Raw genomic sequence first — 18593 nt, 5'->3', positions numbered from 1 at the left:
CGATGGCGACGACGCAACGGCGCAAGCCGGCCAATCCGCGCGGCAGGGCGAACGTGATTGTCGCGGGGCGGGGCGTGTCAGGCGGCAATCGCAAACGTCGCCCGGGCAAACGCCCGCGCAATCGCAGGTATCCGCTCAGCCCGGCGCGCTGGTGGAAGCGGGCCGGGTTGGCGCAGCGCGTCGCGGCTGTGCTGGTCACCGTGGTGGCGGCCGCATGCGTGGTCGCGCTGGTCGTGGGCACTGTGCGGGTCGTCCAGTGGCGTCGCGACGTGCAGGAGGCCGAGGCCCGTCAGCTACAGCTGACGCAGCAATACGACTTCAATCCCGGCGACATCATCTCGGACGGCCAGTTCTTCAACGCCAATGCGATGAGCGAGGCCGAGGTCCAGTCGTTCCTCGACAAGCAGGGCGCGGCGTGCAGCGGTTCCCGGTGCCTGAAAACCATGACCTTCGACACCGAGGACCAGGCGGCGAACGAGTATTGCGCGGCGTACGAGGGCGCGAGAAAGGAGACCGCGGCCGCGATCATCGGCAAGTCGGCGCGCGCGTGCGGCATCAGCCAGAAGGTGCTGCTCACCGTGATGCAGAAGGAGCAGCACCTGGTCACGGCCGCCGATCCGACGGGCTTCCAGTACAAGGCCGCCATGGGGCTGAGCTGCCCGGACGACGCGAACTGCGATCCGGCCTATGCCGGCTTCTTCAGACAGGTGTACGGGGCGGCGCACCGCTACCAATACTACGTGGCGCATGAAAGCGCCTACGGCTATCACGCCAACGCGCTGAACTACATCCAGTACCACCCGGATGCCGGGTGCGGCGGCACCAACGTGTACATCGAGAACAAGGCGACCGCGCTGCTCTACATCTACACGCCCTACCAGCCGAACGACGCCTCGCTGGCGGCCGGGTTCGGCGAGGGCGACTCATGCTCCAGCTACGGCAACCGCAACTTCGCCCTCATCTACACCAACTGGTTCGGTGCCGCGCGCCGATAGGGGCGGGAACGGCAAAAACCGAAACCACGGTAAGGCTAGGTGTCATCCGCGCCGTCGCCGCCCCGCCGCACGGCCGGAGAACCGGCCGGATGACGGGCGGCACGGCTCACAGGTCGATCTTCGGGGAGGCGTCGAGCAGGGTACGCGTGTACTCGGCCTTGGGATGGTTGAGCACGCGGCCGGTCTCCCCGCTCTCCACGACGCGCCCGTGGCGCAGCACCGTGATCACGTCGGACACCTCCTGCACGATGCCCAGGTCATGGGTGATGAACAGGCATGCGAAACCGTGCTCGCGCTGCAGCCGGCGCAGCAGGTCGAGTACCTTGCGCTGCACGGTCACGTCCAGCGACGACGTCGGCTCGTCGGCGATGAGCAGCGACGGGTTGAGCGCCAAGGCACGCGCGATGCCGACGCGCTGGCGCTGGCCGCCCGACAGCTGGTGCGGGAACCGGCCGGCCACATCGGCGGGCAGCTCCACCTGATCAAGCAATTCAAGGACGCGCTTGCGCCGGTCCGTCTCGCTGAGCCCGCCCTGCACGAGCATCGGCTCGCCGATGCTCCATGCCACGGACTTGCGCGGGTTGAGCGCCGATCCGCTGTCCTGGAACACATAGCCCATATGCTTCAGGATCTCGCGCTTGCGCCTGCCATGCGCCTTGGCGAGATCCTCCCCCTCGATGAGCACCGTGCCCGAGGTTGGCGCGAGCTGGCCGGAGATCACCTTGGCGATCGTGGTCTTGCCGGCTCCCGATTCGCCCACCAGCGCGCGGGTCCTGCCGGCCACCAGATCGAACGAGATGTCCTTGACGGCGAAGCTGCCGGCCTTGTACGACACGGCCACGTCGTTCACCTGCGTGATGCGCCTGCCGCCGCCGGGCGCGTCGCTTTCCGTGATGCGTTCGCCGCCGGCCGCATGTTCGCCGTCTGCCGCATGCTCGTCGATGCGCAGGCGCGGCACGGCGTCGAGCAGCATCCGCGTGTAGTCGTCGGACGGGTGGCGGAAGACCTGCGCGACGCTCCCCTGCTCGACGATCACGCCGTTGTGCATCACGTACACGTCCTGCGCGGCCTGCCACACCACGCCCATGTCGTGGGTGATGAGCAGCACGGCCAGATCGAGGTCGACCGCCAGCGAGGAGATCAGGGCGAGAATCGCCTTCTGCGTGGTCACGTCGAGCGCGGTGGTCGGCTCGTCGGCGATGAGTACCTTGGGTCGGTTGATGATCGCCATGGCGATCATCACGCGCTGCAGCTGGCCGCCCGACAGCTCATGCGGGTACGACGACCACACGCGTTCGGCGTCGTCGAGCCCGACCTCGCGCAGCTGTTCGAGCACCTTGGCCTTGCGCTCGGCGGCGCTGAGCTGCTTCTGGTGGTATTTGAGCGATTCCGCGACCTGTACGCCGAGCGTGAACACCGGATTGAACGCGGTGGACGGTTCCTGGAACACCGTGCCGATGTATTCGCCGCGGATGCGTTGCAGCGGCGCGTCGACGGCCAGCAGATCGATGCCGCGGCCGGCGGCGTCCTTGCCGTCGCCGCCCGGACCGGAGTCCGGCCCGTCATCCACAAGGGCGTCGTCAAGGTACGCGTGGCCCTTCACGCTGGCCACCGACGGATCGAGACGGGGCAGCGCCATCGCCGTCACCGACTTGCCGGAGCCGGATTCGCCGACCAGAGCGGTGATGCGCCCCGGGAACAGCCTGAGGCTGACGCCGTGGGTCACCTCCCGCTCGTCGAAGCTGACGGCCAGACCGTCCACGGTCACGATCGCGCGTGGTTCACTCATTGGAAGCTCCTTGGATGCACAAGCGTTGGAATGCGTCCGGCGCGCGCCAGCGGACCCTGCCGCCGGCGCGCGCCGGATGCGGATGCCGGCTCAGTTCGCGCTGGCGAGCGAGACCTGCGTGTAGTCCGGGTACGCCGGGAAGTTGCCGATGACGAAGTTGGTCACGTTCGATCCGTGGATGAACGTGTTCTTCGAATAGATCAGCGGCACGACCGGCGCGTCGGCCATGATCGTCTTGTCGGCCTCGGCCCAGATCTTGCCGGCCTCGGTCTGATCGATGGTCTCGGTGGCCTTCTTGATCAGCTCGTCGACCTTCGGGTTCGCGTAACGGGCCAGGTTGTAGTTGCCGTGGCCGATCTGCGAGGAGTCGAACAGCGGGGAGATGTTGGCGTAGGGCGACGGGAAGTCGGGCTGCCACGAGCTGATGGCCAGATCGTAGTCGCCCTTGTCGTTGGTCAGCGTATCGGAATACACATCGTCGTTGAGTGTCTGGATGTCCACCTTGACGCCGGCCCGCTTGAGGCTCGTCTGGATCGAGGAGGCGGTTTCGGCCTGAGCGGAGGTGGCGATGAGCTTGAGGGTCGGGGCCTGCTCGCCCGACTCCTTGATCAGCTGCTTGGCCTTGTCCACGTCGCCGGTCGGATCGGCCTTGTACAGGTCGTAGTCCTCGCGGCCCTCGATGCCGGGCGTAATGAGCGTGGTGGCGAAGTTGCCGGCGATCTCGCCGCCGGAAGCCGTCTGGTAGGCCTTCTTGTCGACCGCGTACTGCAGCGCTTGGCGAATCTTCGCGTTCTTCACGTGTTGGGTGTTGATGGCGAGGTATTCCAGCGCGCCGTCGCCGCTGGTGGTCAGCAGCTTCTTGTAGTTCGGGTTGGCCTGCGCCTGCGCGAGCTGCGCGGCCGGCACGAATCCGGACAGGAACGAGTTCTTGCCTTCACCGGTGCCCTGCATGATCGACTGGGCGGCCACCGAGGTGTCCTGTCCCATCTTGAACACGATCTTGTCGGGGCCCGCGGTGCGCACCGGATCGGTCTTCTTGTCCCAGTAGGTGTTGCGCACGAAGACGGCCTGCTTGCCGGCCTCGTTCGACTCGACCTTGTACGGGCCGGAGGCCACCGGCAGCTTGCCGTAGCCGGACGCCGGGCCCTTGCCGTCGGGCACGGGGGTGAACGCGGCGAGCGAGACGACCCACGGCCAGTCGCCGAACGGCGCGTTGAGGTGGAAGATGATGGTCTTGTCGTTCGGCGTCTCGATGGAGCTGAGCTCCTGGCCGTCGAACGGGCCGTGGTAGTCCTGCGCGCCCTCGAGCAGCGTCTTGTGGTAGCTCAGGCCGCCGGTCAGCGAGTCGGCGAAGGAACGCTCCAGCCCGTACTTGACGTCCTTGGAGGTGATGGGCGTGCCGTCGGAGAACTTGAGCCCGTCCTTGAGCGTGTACGTCCACGTCTTGCCGTCGTCGCTCGACTTGCCGGTGTCGGTGGCCAGATCGGGCACGACCTTCGTCTCGCCCTTGTCGGTGATCTTCCACGCGGTCAGGCGGCGGAAGATGTTGCCGTTCGTGGTGGTCGGCAGACCCTGGCTCTTGGCCGGGTCCAGATCCATCTCCGTGCTGGACAGCAGCACGTTCAGCGTGCCGCCCTTGACGGTGGTGCCGCTCGCCGAGCCGGTGGCGGCGTTGTCGTTGGACGCGCCGCAGCCGGACAGCGCCAGTACCGCGGCACAAGCCCCCGCCGCGAATACGCGCCATGCGTTGTTCTTCATGATGGTTTTCCTCTCTATCGGTGCCGGTCCGTGGAGCAGACCGGCAAGTATCGCGTGTTGCGGCCGCAGCCGCACTACTTCGTGCCGAGCGCGACCCTGGGGTCGAGCAGGCTGTAGCAGATGTCCACGATCAGGTTGGCGACGATGACCAGCACGGCGGCGAATATCGTCGCGCCGACCAGCACCTGCAGGTCGAGGTTCGACACGGAATCGAGCAGCAGCGAGCCGAGCCCCTGCATCGAGAACACCTTCTCGGTGAGCACCGCGCCGCCGAGCAGCCCGCCCAGATCGAGGCCGAACATGGTCATCACGGGCAGCAGCGCGTTGCGCAGCGCGTGCTTGAAGACGATCACCGATTCGGGCACGCCCTTGGAGCGGGCGGTGCGGATGTAGTCCTGGCTCAGCTCGCCGATCATCTGCGTGCGGGTGACCCTGGTGTAGCCGGCGGCGCTGAGCACGGCCAGCACCAGCCACGGCAGCAGCAGATGTGTGAACCAGCCGACAGGGTCGTCGTGGAAGTTCACGTACCCGCCGCTGGGGAATATCTGCAGCACCAGCGAAAAGGCGATCACCGTCAGCAGGCCGATCAGGTATGACGGTGCCGAAACGCCCACGATCGACAGCCCGAGCAGCGTGCGGTCGATCAGCGTATCGCGCTTGAGGGCCGCCCACACGCCGGTCGCCACGCCGATGACCAACCACAGCACGGCCGCGCCGACCGCGATCGACGCGGTGATCGGGAAGCGGACGAGGATCAGCTGGCTCACCGATTCGTTGAGACGGAACGAATACCCGAGGCATGGCGCCGAGCAGACCACGGCGCCGCCGCCGCTGCCGAAGGTGCGCCCGACGAAGATGCCCGCCACGTAATTGCCCATCTGCTCGTACCACGGCTTGTCGGTGCCCATGAAGGCGGAGACCCGCTGCAGCTGCTCGGGCGTGCACGGCTTGCCGCACGACAGCTGCGCCGGATTGGTCGGCAGCAGGAAGAAGATCAGGAACAGCGCCAGCGTGATGAGCAGGATGACGACGATCGAGCTCGCCACGCGCTTGCCGATGTATTGCAGGATTCTCATGCACGTACCCCCTTGCGCGGGTCGATGGCGTCGCTCAGGCCATCGCCAAGCAGGTTGAAGCCGAAGGTCAGCAGGAACAGGGCGGCGCCCGGGAAGATCAGATACATCGGGTCGACCAGGGCCCACTGCACGGCGTCGGAGATGGACCGGCCCCATGAGGGCGTCGGCGGGTTCATGCCGACGCCGAGGAACGACAGGCCCGCCTCGGCGCCGATGCGCCCGGGGATCGACAGCGTGATGTTGACGATGAGCAGCGGCATGAGGTTCGGCAGGATCTGATGCCACAGCACATGGGCAGGCGAGGCGCCCATCACCTTGGACGCGACGGCGAAATTGCGCTTGCTCAGCGTCAGCGTCTGCCCCCGGACAAGACGCGCGATGCCGGGCCATCCGAAGAATCCGAGCACTAGCGTCAGCAGCACCGGCCTCGGGAAGCTCTGCGGCACCACCGCCGACAGCGCGATCGCGAAGATCAGGAACGGGAAGCCGAAGAAGACGTCCATCGTGCGCGAGATCAGCGCATCGACCAACCCGGGGAAATAGCCGGCCAGCAGCCCGAGCGCCACGCCGATGACCAGCGAGATGACCGACGAGACGACGCCGATGCCCAGCGAGATCCGTGAGCCGTACGCCACGATGGAGAACAGGTCGACGCCGCGCAGCGGGGTGACGCCGAACCAGTGCCGGGCACTGATGCCGCCGCCGAATCCGGCCGGCACCGACCCGGCACCCAAGGCCTCGGGATGCTCGGCGTACGGGTCGTTGCCGGTGATGGCCGACAACGGCCCGGCCAGCACCGCCAGCAGCACGAAGAACAGCACGATGGCGCCGCCGACCACTATCGATGAGCGAGCGCCGGAACGGAGAACGCGCCGCCGTCTTTCCGCCTTCGGCGCGGCTTTCGCCGTCGCATCCGTCATATTGTCATCCCCATTTTCACGCTGAACATGCCGATAATCATCAATCCGCGCAGGTGGGCGCCCGTGAGCCGGGTCCCCCTGCAGCCGGTGTCCTAACATTAAGGTTTCGCAGCAGGATGACATGCTGTGGCCTTATCGGTTATTTGGATAGCAGGTTATCAATGGACGGCAATCGGCGGATAAGGCATGCCGCGGGGACACGCGGGAAAAACCCTTCGTTCCCGCGCGTCACGCCACCCGTCATTCCCCGACCGGGCTGACGTACGGACGCAGCAGGGTCGTGGTGCCGACCGCGAGCAGCGCGAAAATCGCGCCGAACGGGCCAAGCCAAGCCAGACCAAGGGCGTCGTTGACCATGCCTCCGACCGCGGAGCCGATGGCGATGCCGATGTTGAACGACATGGAATTCAGAGAAGCGGCCAGATTCACCGAACCGGGGTGGGACTGGTACGCCACGTCCATGTACAGCACCTGGGAGGAGGCGTTCTGCAGGTACATGAACATGCCGAGCGCCACCAGCAGCAGCGCTCCGGCGACCGGCACCAGCGACGCGAACGCCAGCAGGCACAGGCAGACGGCCTGAGCGCCGTAGACCGGGCGCATGTGGGTCAACGGCTCCACGCCATGTCCCTTGTCGGCCAACGTGCCGCCGTACAGGTTGCTCCACAGGCAGGCGCAACCGTATATCACCAGGCCGATGCTGATCATGTGCTCGGGCACACCGATCTCGTCGCGCATGATAGGCGTCAGATAGGTGTAGAAGACATAGGATGCGGCCGCACCGAACACCACGTCCGCCACGCCAAGCTGGATGCGACGGTCGAAGAACAGACGGAACTGCCGGAGGAACCCGATTCGCGCCGGGTGGGAATTACGCGGCAGCACCACGGCCATCAGCGCCATCAGCATGGCGGTGAGGATCGAAATCAGGGCGAAGGAGGCCCGCCAGCCGAAGGCGGCGGCAACCCAGGTGCCAACCGGCACACCGACCACGGAGGCGATGGAGAATCCCGAAAACACCCAGGCGATGAACTTGGTGCGGTATTTGTCGGTAGTCACGTCGGGCGCGAAGGTCATGGAAACGGCCACCAGCGTGCCGGACACCGACGCGATGAGCAGCCGGGCGACCAGCAGCACCGGATAGTTCGGCGCGAGGACGCACAGGACATTGCCCGCCAGGAACACGCCCATCAGCGCCATATAGGTGGCGAAGCGGGGGAACCGCGCCGACAGGGCGGAGCCGAGCGGCGTGCAGGGCGCGTACACGAACGCGAAGAGGGCCACCAGATTGCCCGCGGTCACCTCGGAGACCCGAAGGCCGGAGGCGATGTCGGGAAGGATGCCGACCACCACGAATTCGCTCATGCCCAGCATGAAGGTGACGGTCACCAGGACGGCGACCTGCGGGTTGAAGAAACGACCGGCACCTGCTCCGTCCATCGGTGCGTTCATCTCGGGACACTCTCCTCCATCACAGCTTCGGCAGGTACTTCTTCAGTTCGAACGGCGTGACCTGATGATTGTAGTCCTCCCACTCCTGGTGCTTGTTGTCCAGGAAGTAGCCGAAGGCGTGTTCGCCGAGCACGTCGGCCACGAAGTCGGATTTCTCCATGATCTTCAGCGCCTCGTCCAGCGAGCGCGGCAGCGGCTGAATGCCCATGGCCTGACGTTCGCCGTCGGTGAGCTCCCACACGTCATCACTGGTGGGCTCGCCCAACTGCATCTGCTTATCGATGCCATCGAGACCGGCGGCCAACAGCACCGAGTAGGCAAGGTATGGGTTGGCCACCGGGTCGAGCGCACGGAACTCCATGCGCGCGGAGTTGCCCTTGCCCGGCTTGTACTGCGGGATACGCAGCAGCGCGGAACGGTTGTTGTGGCCCCAGCAGATGTAGCTCGGCGCCTCGTTGCCGCCCCACAGGCGCTTGTACGAGTTGACGTACTGGTCGGTGACCGCGCAGATTTCGGCCGCATGGTACAGGACGCCGGCGGCGAACTGGCGGGCGGTCAGGGACATGTTGAACTCCTGGCCCGCCTCGTAGAAGGCGTTGGAATCGCCTTCGAACAGGCTCAGGTGCGTGTGCATGCCGGAACCGGGCGCGTCGGCCAGGGGCTTGGGCATGAAGCTGGCGTGGATGCCGCGCTCCAAGGAAATCTCCTTGACCACCGTACGGAATGTCATGATGTTGTCGGCCATGGTGAGCGCGTCCGCGTATCGCAGATCGATCTCGTTCTGGCCTGGCCCCGCCTCATGGTGCGAGTATTCCACCGAGATGCCCATTTGCTCGAGCATGTTCACGGTGGCGCGGCGGAAGTCCATGCCTGGGCTGCGAGGCACGTGGTCGAAGTAGCCGCCCTCGTCGATCGGGGTCGGGGTCTTGGACCAGTCGTCCTGGCTTTCGAACAGGTAGAACTCGATTTCCGGATGCACGTAGAACGTGAAGCCCTTGTCCTTGGCCTTGGCGAGCGTGCGCTTCAGCACATGCCGGGGATCGCCGAGCGAGGGTTCGCCGTCCGGGGTCAGGATGTCGCAGAACATGCGGGCGGTGCCTTGCGGGCCGCCCCGCCACGGCAGGATCTGGAACGTCGAAGGGTCGGGCTGGACGATCATGTCGTCCTCGGATACACGGGTCATGCCCTCGATGGCGGAGCCGTCGAAGCCGAGCCCCTCCTCGAACGCGGCTTCCAGTTCGGCCGGAGCAATCGCCACGGACTTCAGTGTTCCCAACACGTCCGTGAACCACAGACGAATAAAGCGCACGTCGCGTTCTTCGACCGTGCGCAGCGCAAACTCCTGCTGTTTATCCATAGTCGCCTATCGTTCCATAACCGTGTTACGAGGGGCGTTAACATCTCACTGTTCGTCACCAGCGAGTCGCGATATTTCATCAACATGCCCCGGTCCGCATGTCAGGCATGGCTCGGGCCCATGCCGGCACGGCACTATGGTAGTGACTATGAGCGAACCGGCGATTCGATCGCGATTGCCAATTACATGGGTGGCACCGACGAATTCGATCAGGCCATCGCCTCATTCGCCGTCAGCTACGCCGAACAGAATGATGAAGACTACGCCGTCTTCAAGAAACTCCTCAAATCCGGCGACCTCCCGTGCTGAGCCGTTAAGCGGACAGCCCAGTGGGCTGCCCGTAGGCGAGACCTGAGTGAAGCGATAGCTGAGCGAAAGCAGATTAACAGTCTCGCCAAGGCGAGTCCTTTGTCTACTTCGCGACTGCGAGCGCTTCCTGGAGCGTGAACGCACGTGCATAGAGGGACTTGCCGAGGATGGCAGAATCAACACCAATTTCAGCCAGTTCCTTGATGGCGCGCAAATCGTCCAGCTTGGAGATACCACCGGAAGCCGTGACCTTGGCGTCGGTGCGTTCGGCGACTTCACGCAGCAGTTGGATGTTCGGGCCGGACATCATGCCGTCCTTGGCCACGTCGGTGACCACATAACGCGAGCAGCCCACGGAGTCAAGGAACTTCATGGTCTCAAACAGGTCACCGCCTTCGCGTGTCCAGCCGCGCGCCGCCAGTGTGTGACCGCGCACATCCAGACCAACAGCCACGCGGTCGCCGTACTTCTTGATGACCGAAGCGGTCCAATCCGGATTCTCCAAAGCGGCGGTGCCGATGTTCACTCGGGCGGCACCGGCCTCAAGGGCCGCGTCCAACGAAGCGTCATCGCGCACGCCGCCGGACAGTTCGATGTTCACGCGGTCGCCAAGCTCGTGAACGATTTCACGCAGCTGATCGCGATTGTTGCCCGTACCGAAAGCGGCATCAAGGTCGACCAGGTGAATCCATTCGGCACCGGCCTCAACCCAAGTACGGGCGGCCTCGAACGGCGAACCGTAATCGGTTTCGGAACCGGATTCACCCTGGCGTAGGCGCACGGCCTTGCCATCGCGTACATCGACGGCGGGCAGCAGAGTCAACGACATAAGAAGAGCCTTTCTTCAGTTACATATACACGATTTGAGCTCTCTCGTCAGAGGGAGCTTCATGCTTTTTACAGTGTGGCGATCCAGTTCTTGAGGAGCTGGGCACCGGCGTCTCCGGACTTTTCCGGGTGGAATTGCGTGGCGGACAGCGGGCCGTGTTCATAGGCGGCCACGAAACGCGACCGGCCGTACGAGCACCAGCTCGCGCGTTCGGGCGCACCGCTCAGATCAATGTCGAAACGAGACGTATCCACCGGCTTCACTTCCATCGCGGCGTAGGAGTGCACGAAGTAGAACCGTTCGTTCTCCACGCCGTTGAGCAGCACCGAATCGGGGGCGGCCTCGATCGTGTCCCATCCCATGTGAGGCACCACGTCGGCGTCCAGCAGGTTCACCGAACCGCCGATCAGCCCGATGCCCGCGGCATGGACCCCGTGCTCCAGACCGTGTTCGAACATGATCTGCTCGCCCACGCACACGCCAAGCACCGGACGGCCGGCGCGGATGCGATCATAGATCACACGGTCGCCGTCGACCTTCTTCAGACCCTCCATACATGCGGCGAACGCGCCCACGCCCGGCACGACCAGACCGTCGGCCTCCAGCGCCTGACGATAATCGGAGGTGAGAGTGGTGTCGACGCCAAGATTGGCGAGCGCACGCACCATGGAACGTACATTGCCGAAACCGTAATCGAAAACAACCGCTGTGGTCATATTCTCTCCTATCCCCTACTGGTTGGTTGGCGTCTATTCGATGCGGGAGCCGCGCCCGCCACGTCCGCGTCTGGTATGGTTGGCGAGAATCTGCATCGCCTGGTCATGGTCGAGTCCAGCGGAATCCACCACTTCAAACCCTTGGGTCTTGAGTTGGTTCAGAGTTACGATGCCGAGCATCAGGTCCTCGACGAAGCGCGGTGTGGAGGTGAACAGCACGGGCGGCGCGAAACTCTGTCCGGCCTCTCCCTGCACGTACATGGCCACTTCGAGCTTGTCGGCACGATTGACTGCAAGAATCACGGCCATGCCGGATACCACGGTGGTCAGGTCCTTGGCTGCGGCTTCCGGGCCGTCGCCGTCCAGATTCTTCAGCACCGCGACGGCCCCCTGATTGGCACCGATGCATGCGGCGGAGATATCTGACAGCTGGCAGAACGCGGCCAACAGTTCGGCGGAGGCAAGACGGGTGACGATCAACGCCACCTTCGCCTTATTGCCCAACAGTCCAGCGAGTTCGTTGTCGAAGCCGAGCGAGGGGTCGACCACGTCGGCCATGGCCTCGTTCACCGCATCAGCGACGGACCCGGTGACGTCATCGGTCATAGGCTGGCTGGAATCAGCGGAAGCCTTATCAGCCGTATCATCATTCGCGTCGGAATCGGACTTCGCTGAAGCAGCGTCCGCTGTTTCAGCGGCATCACTGGTATCACTGGCATCGCCGGATGCCGAATCGTCCGCGAATTCTTTCTCGAATCCGGCGAGCGCGGCCTCAAGCTCCTCGTCGGAGAAGTGCGATTCGTCCGGATCGAACTTGTCGCCGGCCATCACAGGGCTCCCTTGGTGCTGGGCACGCCGTCTACACGCGGGTCGATTTCCATGGCGAAGCGCAGCGCACGGGCCAGCGCCTTGAATTCGGCTTCAGCGATGTGGTGCGGGTCGCGGCCGGCGAGCACCTGCATGTGCAGGCAGATGCCGGCGTGGAAGGCGATGGATTCCATGACGTGGCGGACCAGCGAGCCGGTGAAGTGCCCGCCGATCATGCAGAATTCGTAGCCTTCGGGCTCGCCGCTGCACACGCAGTACGGGCGGCCGGAAATGTCGACCACGGCCTTGGCCAGCGCCTCGTCGAGCGGCACGGTGGCGTCGGCGAAGCGGCGGATGCCTTTCTTGTCGCCGAGAGCCTGCTTCAGGGCTTCGCCGAACACGATGGCCGTATCTTCCACGGTGTGGTGCACATCGATGTCGGTGTCGCCGTGGGCGTGGATGGTCAGGTCGATCAGCGAATGCTTGCCGAGCGCGTTCATCATATGGTTGTAGAACGGCACGGATGTATCGATATCGGTTTTGCCGGTGCCGTCGAGGTTCAGTTCGAGGTCGATGTGTGATTCGCTGGTTTCGCGGACGATGTGCGCGGTTCTTGCCATCATGTCTCCTGTGTGATTCGTCATATTGGATTGCGGCGGGACTCGAATCGCTTCGGGTCTCGCCGCAATCGGAAAGAAACGTCCCTTATGCTGCTTCCACTATACGAAGCACTTCAACAAGGGCGTTACGGAAGGTCTCCATCTCCTCGTCGGTGCCCATGCACACGCGCAGCCAACCGTCCGGTCCGACCACGCGGATGAGTACGCCGCGCTTCAGGAGCTCGTCGAAGATGGCTTCGCGCTTGTCGAAGTGCCCGCCGAACAGAAGGAAGTTCGAGCCGGATTCGGCCACTTCAAGCGGCTGGTCCTTGTAGGTCTGTTCCTTGAGCCATGCGGCGGTGGCCTCGCGGGTTTCGCGCAGGTGCTCGACACGGCTCAGCTGTTCATCGGTGTGTTCGAAGGCAGCCAGTGCGGCGGCCTGGGTCACGGCGGACAGGTGGTACGGCATGCGTACGATGCGCACGCAGTCGATGATGCCCTTGGATGCGGCTAGGTAGCCGACTCGCGCTCCGGCGAAGGCAAAGGCCTTGCTCATGGTGCGGCTTACGGCCAGGTTCGGGTGGTCCTTAATCAGGCTCACGGCGCTCGGGGTGCCTGGCTTGCGGAATTCCACGTACGCTTCGTCGATGACGAGAATCGGGTGCACGCCCTCGCCCGCGCCGGCCACTTCAGCGGTTTCGCAGGCAGCGAGAATACACTCGATATCCTCCATCGGCAACGGGGTGCCAGTCGGGTTGTTTGGTCTGGTGAGCAGCACCATCGAGGGCTTGACCTCGGCGATGGCCTCAAGCACCTTGTCGACGTTCAGCGTGAAGTCGGCGTTGCGGTGGGCAAGCTTCCAACCGGTGAAGGTGTCGCGGGCGTACTCCGGGTACATGGAGTACGTCGGGTCGGCACCGAGTGCGGTGCGGCCCGGACCGCCGAAAGCCTGGAACAGCTGGAGCATGATCTCGTTGGAGCCGTTCGCGCCCCACAGCTCGTCCACGTCCAGACGGGTACCGGATTCGCGGGCCAGGTAATCGGAGAATGCCTGACGCAATTCGATGTGCTCACGGTCCGGGTATCGGTTGAGCGTGGGGGCGATTTCACGCACACGCTTGGCGATGGTGTCGCATACGGCCGGGTCCGGCGCATACGGGTTCTCGTTGACGTTCAGGCACACCGGCACGTCCAGCTGGGGAGCGCCGTACGGCTCCTCACCGATCAGGTCGTTGCGCAACGGCAGGTTTGCGGGAATCGAGCTCATCGCAGACCGGCTCCCTTCTCCTGCTCGCGCAGGGTGGCCTTGTCATACGGATCCTTGACGAAGCGGGAGAGCACGCACTCGCCGTGGGCGGGCAGGTCCTCGGACACCGCGAAGGCGTTGATGCGGGCGGCGAGTGCCTTCAGGCCTTCCTCGTCGTATTCGATGACTTCGACCGGCTTCATGAAGGTGTGCACGCCGAGGCCGGCGGCGAAGCGGGCGGTGCCGCCGGTGGGCAGCACGTGGTTGGAGCCGGACATGTAGTCGCCCAGCGGCACCGGGGAGTACGGGCCGCGGAAGATGGCACCGGCGTTCTTGATGCGCTTGACGACAGCATCGGCATCCTTGGTCTGAATCTCAAGGTGTTCGGCGGCGTAGGCGTTGGCCGCGTCGATGGACTGGTCGAGACCGTCGGTCAGCACGATGGCAGACTGGGTGCCGGACAGTGACGTGTGGACACGCTCGGCGTGCTCGGTACGCGGCACGCGGTACTTGAGGTTCTCCTGCACCTTGTCGGCAATCTCGGTGGAGTCGGTGAACAGCACGGAACCGGCGAGCTCATCATGCTCAGCCTGGCCGATGAGGTCGGCGGCCAGCAGACTCGGGTTGGCGGTTGCATCGGCGATGATGCCGATTTCGGTGGGGCCGGCGACCGCGTCGATGCCCACGAATGCGGAGACCAGCGACTTGGCGGTGGCCACGAAGATGTTGCCCGGGCCGGTGATCTTGTCGACCGGATCGCACAGGATGTCGCCATCTTGTGGCTCGCTGCCCTTGGCGCCGTATGCGAACATGGCGATGGCCTGAGCGCCGCCGACCGCGTATACCTCGTCAACACCGAGGATGGCGCAGGTGGCGAGGATGGTCTTGTTCGGCAGGCCTTCCTCATTGTCGCGGGCGGGCGGTGTGGCAATGGCCAGCGATTCGACACCGGCGGCCTGGGCCGGCACAGCGTTCATGATGACGGAGCTCGGGTAGACGGCCTTGCCGCCGGGCACATACAGGCCGACGCGCTGAATCGGAATCCAGCGTTCGGCCACGCGGGCACCTTCGGCGAGGTCGGTGTAGAAGTCCTTCGGCACCTGGTTGGCGGCCACGGCGCGGGCGCGGCGCACCGATTCCTCGATGGCAGCGCGCACTTCGGGGTCGAGCGTGGTCAGGGCGTCCTTGATCGCCTCGACCGGCACGCGCAGGTTCTTGGGACGCACATGATCGAACTTCTCCTCGAAGTCGCGCAGGGCCGCGGCACCGCGTTCCTTGACATCGTCCAGAATCGGACGCACCAGATCGGTGGCTTCGGAAGTGCCCATTGCGGCGCGCGGCATCGCGGCGAGCAGTTCGGCACGGGACAGGTGCTGACCACGCAGGTCAATGATTCGCATGATGTTCTCACTCATAAAGCCCCATCGTACCAACGTGAGGGGCCTAAGCGGCGAGGAACGCCCATGTTCACCCGTATCGTGAGATTATCGTTCGTGATGTGGATTCGTGATGCAGGTTATTGATGCACGCCAAATGCCCGAGCGGTCTCATCGATAATCGGCATGTCATGCACGGCGACGTGACTCACTTCAGACCATCGCGGACCAATGGCTAATTGCTCAACCAAGGCTTGCACTGCGTCGCTGCTACCTTGTGCCTCCAGCTCAACCGAGCCATCGCGGCAATTGCGCACCCAGCCCTGTACACCAAGCCGACGCGCCTGAGTCATCGTAAAATAACGGAATCCCACGCCTTGCACCAGTCCGGCGACCACTATATGTTTGCGGACCAAATTCGCCGATTGCCTCATGATACTAAGTCCCTAATCCATCGTTCGCAGCATTGGGTAGAGGCTCAGGAATCGCCGGTATGCGTCGGCATATGTGCGTGCGGTGTCAGGATTCGGCTGATATACGGTGCGTTCACATACGGATTGCAGCAGGTCTGGTGCATTGAACACCAACGAGGCCATCGCCACTGCTGGCAGAATATCGGCATTGGCGAACACTTCGATGGGATGCTCCAATACATCGGCCAGAATCTGGCACCACGCATTTTCTCTGGCTCCGCCGCCAATCAGGGAAATCTCGGTAGGCTCGGCATCAAAGCTTTCCATACCTTGACGAATGGAGAAGGCCACGCCCTCAAGCGCGGCACGCATCATGTCTGCCTTGGTGGTGTCTGGATCGAGGCCAACATAGGCCCCGCGAATATTCGGGTTCATTACGGGGAACCGCTCCCCTACCAAATAGGGCAGGCACATCACACCGTTGGAGCCGGGTTCGGATGTTTCGATAAGACGATGCGCCTCTGCGTAATCGCCATCAGCGAATACGCCGGTAACCCATTTATGTACGTCGCCGGCGTTGAGGAATGGCACCGCATTCACGAATCCTTCTTCCACACCAAATGCCAGATTCGCAGCACCGGGCTTGTCGGTGAACGGTTCGGGCGAAACGGTGGCAATCCAACCTGAGGTGCCGATATTGATGTTGTATTGGCCGGGGCGGCTGACACCGCTGGCCAGCGTGGTGGCACCCGCATCGCCAATGCCCGCGTATACCGCAGTTCCAGCGGAGAAACCGGCGCGTTGTGCAGCGGATTCCGTCACTATGCTAATGCAGTCCTGCGGATTATGCAGTTGCGGCAATATGGTCATGTCGATTTCTGCAACCTCGCATAATTCGGCATCCCACTGGCCATTACGGATATTCATGGCCCCAGCTGTGGAGCACGCCGCCACATCGCCCACGCATTCGCCGGTCAATTGGGCAATCAAGTAATCCTTGGAACTGATCAATACATGACGAATGCGCGCGTACGTTTCCGACTCGTGTTCGCGCAGCCACATGAGCTTCGGCAACGGCAAGCAGCCTTCGAGCCGGTTGCCAACGGTGTTCAGGAAACGTTCTGCACCGCCCTGATATGTCTCGGCGAGTTGCTTGGCCTGTTCCTCGGCTCGGCCATCCGAATACAGAATGGCATTGTGGACGGGATTGAGCTCGCCGTTCAAAGCAATAACATCCTGCATCTGACCGCTGAAGATGATGCCACGAATGCGAGTCACATTGAATTTTGACTCGGATTGCCGCGCTTGCTCAATCATGTGCTTGGAAACCGTGCAGAAGGCTTGCCACCATTGGTCGGGGCTCTGTTCCCGATAGTCGCCGTTGATAATAAGGTTAAGCTCACTACTCGCACTGGCTACGATACGGCCTCGCCTATCAACCAAGGCACCCTTCAACGCCGTGGTCCCTGCATCGAATGCAGCCACATATTCCTCTGCCACGTGCTCTCCCCTTCAATCTGGGTTGTGATTCTACTGGTTATTATCGTAGCCGCTTACTCGTTGCATTCATTAGGCCGATTTCACGTTCATTAGGTCGGTATGCCGTAAGACGGCTCTTCAGGAATGGCGTAATGACTGGGTTCTGATGCCGAAGACCCTGGACCCATTGACCTAATGAATGCAATAATGACCTAATGAACGAGAATCACGCCAACATTACGCAATTCTTTGCCCGCGAAACGCGGCTCATTGCATCGTCTTGTTTCTAGAATGGGAAATTGAACGAATACTACGACTAGTGAGGCATTATGGCAATTCAATCGACAATTATGCTGGACAACGGCACTGTCATCCCGCAGGTGGGCTTGGGCGTATTCCAGACACCGGATGGTGATACTACAGTGAACGCGGTGCAGACGGCTCTGGAGAATGGCTACCGTCATATCGATACCGCAATGATTTACCGCAACGAAGCCTCAGTAGGTGAAGGTATTCGCCGTGCTGGTGTGCCGCGCAGCGATTTCTTCTTGACCACCAAGCTGTGGAATGACGATATTCGCGCACGCCGTGGCAAGGATGCATTCCAAGAAAGCCTCGACCGCTTGGGCGTGGATTATGTGGATCTGTATCTGATTCACTGGCCGGCAGACGGCTGGCAGCAGGCATGGGATGACTTGCAGGAGATTTATGCCTCTGCCCGTGCCAAGGCCATTGGCGTCAGTAACTTCCAAAAGCATCATATTGATGAGCTGCTGACCCACAACGATATGGTGCCTGCCGTAGACCAGATTGAGTCTTCTCCGCAGTTCACCAATCAGGAACTTATCGGACAGCTACGCGCCAAAGGCATTCACACTGAAGCTTGGAGTCCGCTCGGCGGTACCGGCGGCAACCTGCTGAGCAACCCAGTATTGGCCGAGATCGGTGCCAAGTACGGCAAGTCACCTGCCCAAGTGGTGATTCGCTGGCACATCCAGCGCGGCATCGTCGTGCTGCCCAAGTCCACCCATGCCGAGCGTATCAAGCAGAACTTCGAGGTCTTCGACTTCAACCTAACAGTCGATGATATGACCGCCATTTCCGCCATCAACACCGGCAAGCGCAACGGTGCCGATCCTGACAATTTCAATTTCTAGACCTTTATAGGTCCAGATACGCAAAGAGGGAACTCTCCGTCATTTGAGGGTTCCCTCTTCTATATGCTTTCGATTCGGCCGCACCCTAGTTGCGAGAGCCTATGTCTTGTCGGTGTCTTGTCTTGTTGGTTTCGGATATGCGGGAAGCCCCGGTACCTTCAAGGTATCGGGGCTTCCTGTACGTGTGATGCGGCGGCGTGCTACTCTCCCACACCCTGTCGAGTGCAGTACCATCGCCGTGCCAGGCCTTAGCTTCCGGGTTCGGAATGGGACCGGGCGTCTCACCTGGGCCATGACCGCCGCAAATCTTCTCTT

At 62.9% G+C, this 18593-nt stretch carries 16 protein-coding genes, 1 rRNA gene and 1 pseudogene; 3 read left to right on the top strand and 15 right to left on the bottom strand.

From position 1 onward, the window contains the following. The first annotated feature begins 2 nt into the window (after nt 1-2). The gene (locus FYJ31_RS01900) at nt 3-995 is read left to right on the top strand and encodes a hemagglutinin (protein ID WP_195839409.1); all 993 of its coding nucleotides are present in this window, start codon (nt 3-5) and stop codon (nt 993-995) included. Nucleotides 996-1101: 106 nt separating this feature from the next. Here FYJ31_RS01900 and FYJ31_RS01895 read toward each other — a convergent pair whose 3' ends face one another. The 6 genes from FYJ31_RS01895 to glnA all read right to left on the bottom strand — a co-directional run bounded on the left by FYJ31_RS01895 (nt 1102) and on the right by glnA (nt 9347). Continuing rightward, on the bottom strand, nt 1102-2784 hold the full coding sequence (locus FYJ31_RS01895) for a dipeptide ABC transporter ATP-binding protein (protein ID WP_154535824.1): 1683 nt from the start codon (nt 2782-2784) through the stop codon (nt 1102-1104). A gap of 90 nt (nt 2785-2874) precedes the next feature. Then, on the bottom strand, nt 2875-4542 hold the full coding sequence (locus FYJ31_RS01890; protein WP_032744280.1) for an ABC transporter substrate-binding protein: 1668 nt from the start codon (nt 4540-4542) through the stop codon (nt 2875-2877). A gap of 74 nt (nt 4543-4616) precedes the next feature. Then, nucleotides 4617-5618, bottom strand: coding sequence for an ABC transporter permease (locus tag FYJ31_RS01885; protein WP_154535823.1), 1002 nt, complete (start codon nt 5616-5618; stop codon nt 4617-4619). Continuing rightward, nucleotides 5615-6538, bottom strand: a complete 924-nt coding sequence (locus FYJ31_RS01880; RefSeq protein ID WP_012577207.1) for an ABC transporter permease — start codon at nt 6536-6538, stop codon at nt 5615-5617. Before FYJ31_RS01880 ends, FYJ31_RS01885 begins: the two co-directional genes overlap by 4 nt. A 240-nt stretch (nt 6539-6778) precedes the next feature. Continuing rightward, nucleotides 6779-7990 (bottom strand): MFS transporter, encoded by a 1212-nt coding sequence (locus FYJ31_RS01875; RefSeq protein ID WP_185968264.1) that lies wholly within the window; start codon nt 7988-7990, stop codon nt 6779-6781. 19 nt (nt 7991-8009) lie between these two features. Further along, complete coding sequence (gene glnA / locus FYJ31_RS01870) at nt 8010-9347, bottom strand: type I glutamate--ammonia ligase (RefSeq protein WP_012577205.1); 1338 nt, start codon at nt 9345-9347, stop codon at nt 8010-8012. A gap of 147 nt (nt 9348-9494) precedes the next feature. On the opposite strand from glnA, the pseudogene FYJ31_RS01865 reads away from it, so the two are divergent. Beyond that, a pseudogene (locus FYJ31_RS01865) lies at nt 9495-9656 on the top strand (DUF2252 family protein); the annotation flags it as partial. Between the two features lie 103 nt (nt 9657-9759). Here the strand turns inward: FYJ31_RS01865 and priA are convergent. The 8 genes from priA to FYJ31_RS01825 form a co-directional block, all read right to left on the bottom strand. Beyond that, nucleotides 9760-10485 (bottom strand): bifunctional 1-(5-phosphoribosyl)-5-((5-phosphoribosylamino)methylideneamino)imidazole-4-carboxamide isomerase/phosphoribosylanthranilate isomerase PriA, encoded by a 726-nt coding sequence (gene priA, locus FYJ31_RS01860; protein ID WP_012577204.1) that lies wholly within the window; start codon nt 10483-10485, stop codon nt 9760-9762. 68 nt (nt 10486-10553) lie between these two features. Next, nucleotides 10554-11201 carry an imidazole glycerol phosphate synthase subunit HisH gene (gene hisH / locus FYJ31_RS01855; protein ID WP_154535822.1) on the bottom strand — a complete coding sequence of 216 codons (648 nt, stop codon included), beginning with the start codon at nt 11199-11201 and terminating at the stop codon, nt 10554-10556. Between the two features lie 33 nt (nt 11202-11234). After that, complete coding sequence (locus tag FYJ31_RS01850) at nt 11235-12029, bottom strand: hypothetical protein (protein WP_154535821.1); 795 nt, start codon at nt 12027-12029, stop codon at nt 11235-11237. Further along, nucleotides 12029-12628 carry an imidazoleglycerol-phosphate dehydratase HisB gene (gene hisB / locus FYJ31_RS01845; protein ID WP_065436261.1) on the bottom strand — a complete coding sequence of 200 codons (600 nt, stop codon included), beginning with the start codon at nt 12626-12628 and terminating at the stop codon, nt 12029-12031. The genes FYJ31_RS01850 and hisB overlap by 1 nt, the downstream gene beginning before the upstream one ends. Nucleotides 12629-12713: 85 nt before the next feature. Further along, nucleotides 12714-13874: a histidinol-phosphate transaminase gene (locus FYJ31_RS01840; RefSeq protein ID WP_012577200.1), complete on the bottom strand. Its 1161-nt coding sequence runs from the start codon at nt 13872-13874 to the stop codon at nt 12714-12716. Next, on the bottom strand, nt 13871-15268 hold the full coding sequence (gene hisD, locus FYJ31_RS01835) for a histidinol dehydrogenase (RefSeq protein WP_012577199.1): 1398 nt from the start codon (nt 15266-15268) through the stop codon (nt 13871-13873). Before hisD ends, FYJ31_RS01840 begins: the two co-directional genes overlap by 4 nt. Nucleotides 15269-15369: 101 nt before the next feature. Beyond that, entirely contained in the window at nt 15370-15663 is a 294-nt protein-coding gene (locus FYJ31_RS01830) for an acylphosphatase (RefSeq protein WP_143723531.1), read from the bottom strand. A gap of 12 nt (nt 15664-15675) precedes the next feature. Continuing rightward, nucleotides 15676-17142 (bottom strand): xylulokinase, encoded by a 1467-nt coding sequence (locus FYJ31_RS01825; protein WP_162859194.1) that lies wholly within the window; start codon nt 17140-17142, stop codon nt 15676-15678. Between the two features lie 308 nt (nt 17143-17450). Between FYJ31_RS01825 and FYJ31_RS01820 the strand changes: the two genes are divergently transcribed. Then, the gene (locus FYJ31_RS01820; RefSeq protein WP_154535820.1) at nt 17451-18278 is read left to right on the top strand and encodes an aldo/keto reductase; all 828 of its coding nucleotides are present in this window, start codon (nt 17451-17453) and stop codon (nt 18276-18278) included. Between the two features lie 187 nt (nt 18279-18465). Here FYJ31_RS01820 and rrf read toward each other — a convergent pair. Next, nucleotides 18466-18582, bottom strand: a 5S ribosomal RNA gene (gene rrf / locus FYJ31_RS01815). Nucleotides 18583-18593 lie beyond the last annotated feature (11 nt).

The sequence above is a fragment of the Bifidobacterium sp. WCA-178-WT-4B genome (assembly GCF_009696495.1).
Lineage (GTDB): Bacteria > Actinomycetota > Actinomycetes > Actinomycetales > Bifidobacteriaceae > Bifidobacterium > Bifidobacterium infantis.
The sequence above is the reverse complement of the archived record's forward strand: the minus strand, read 5'-3'. Positions and strand labels throughout refer to the sequence as shown.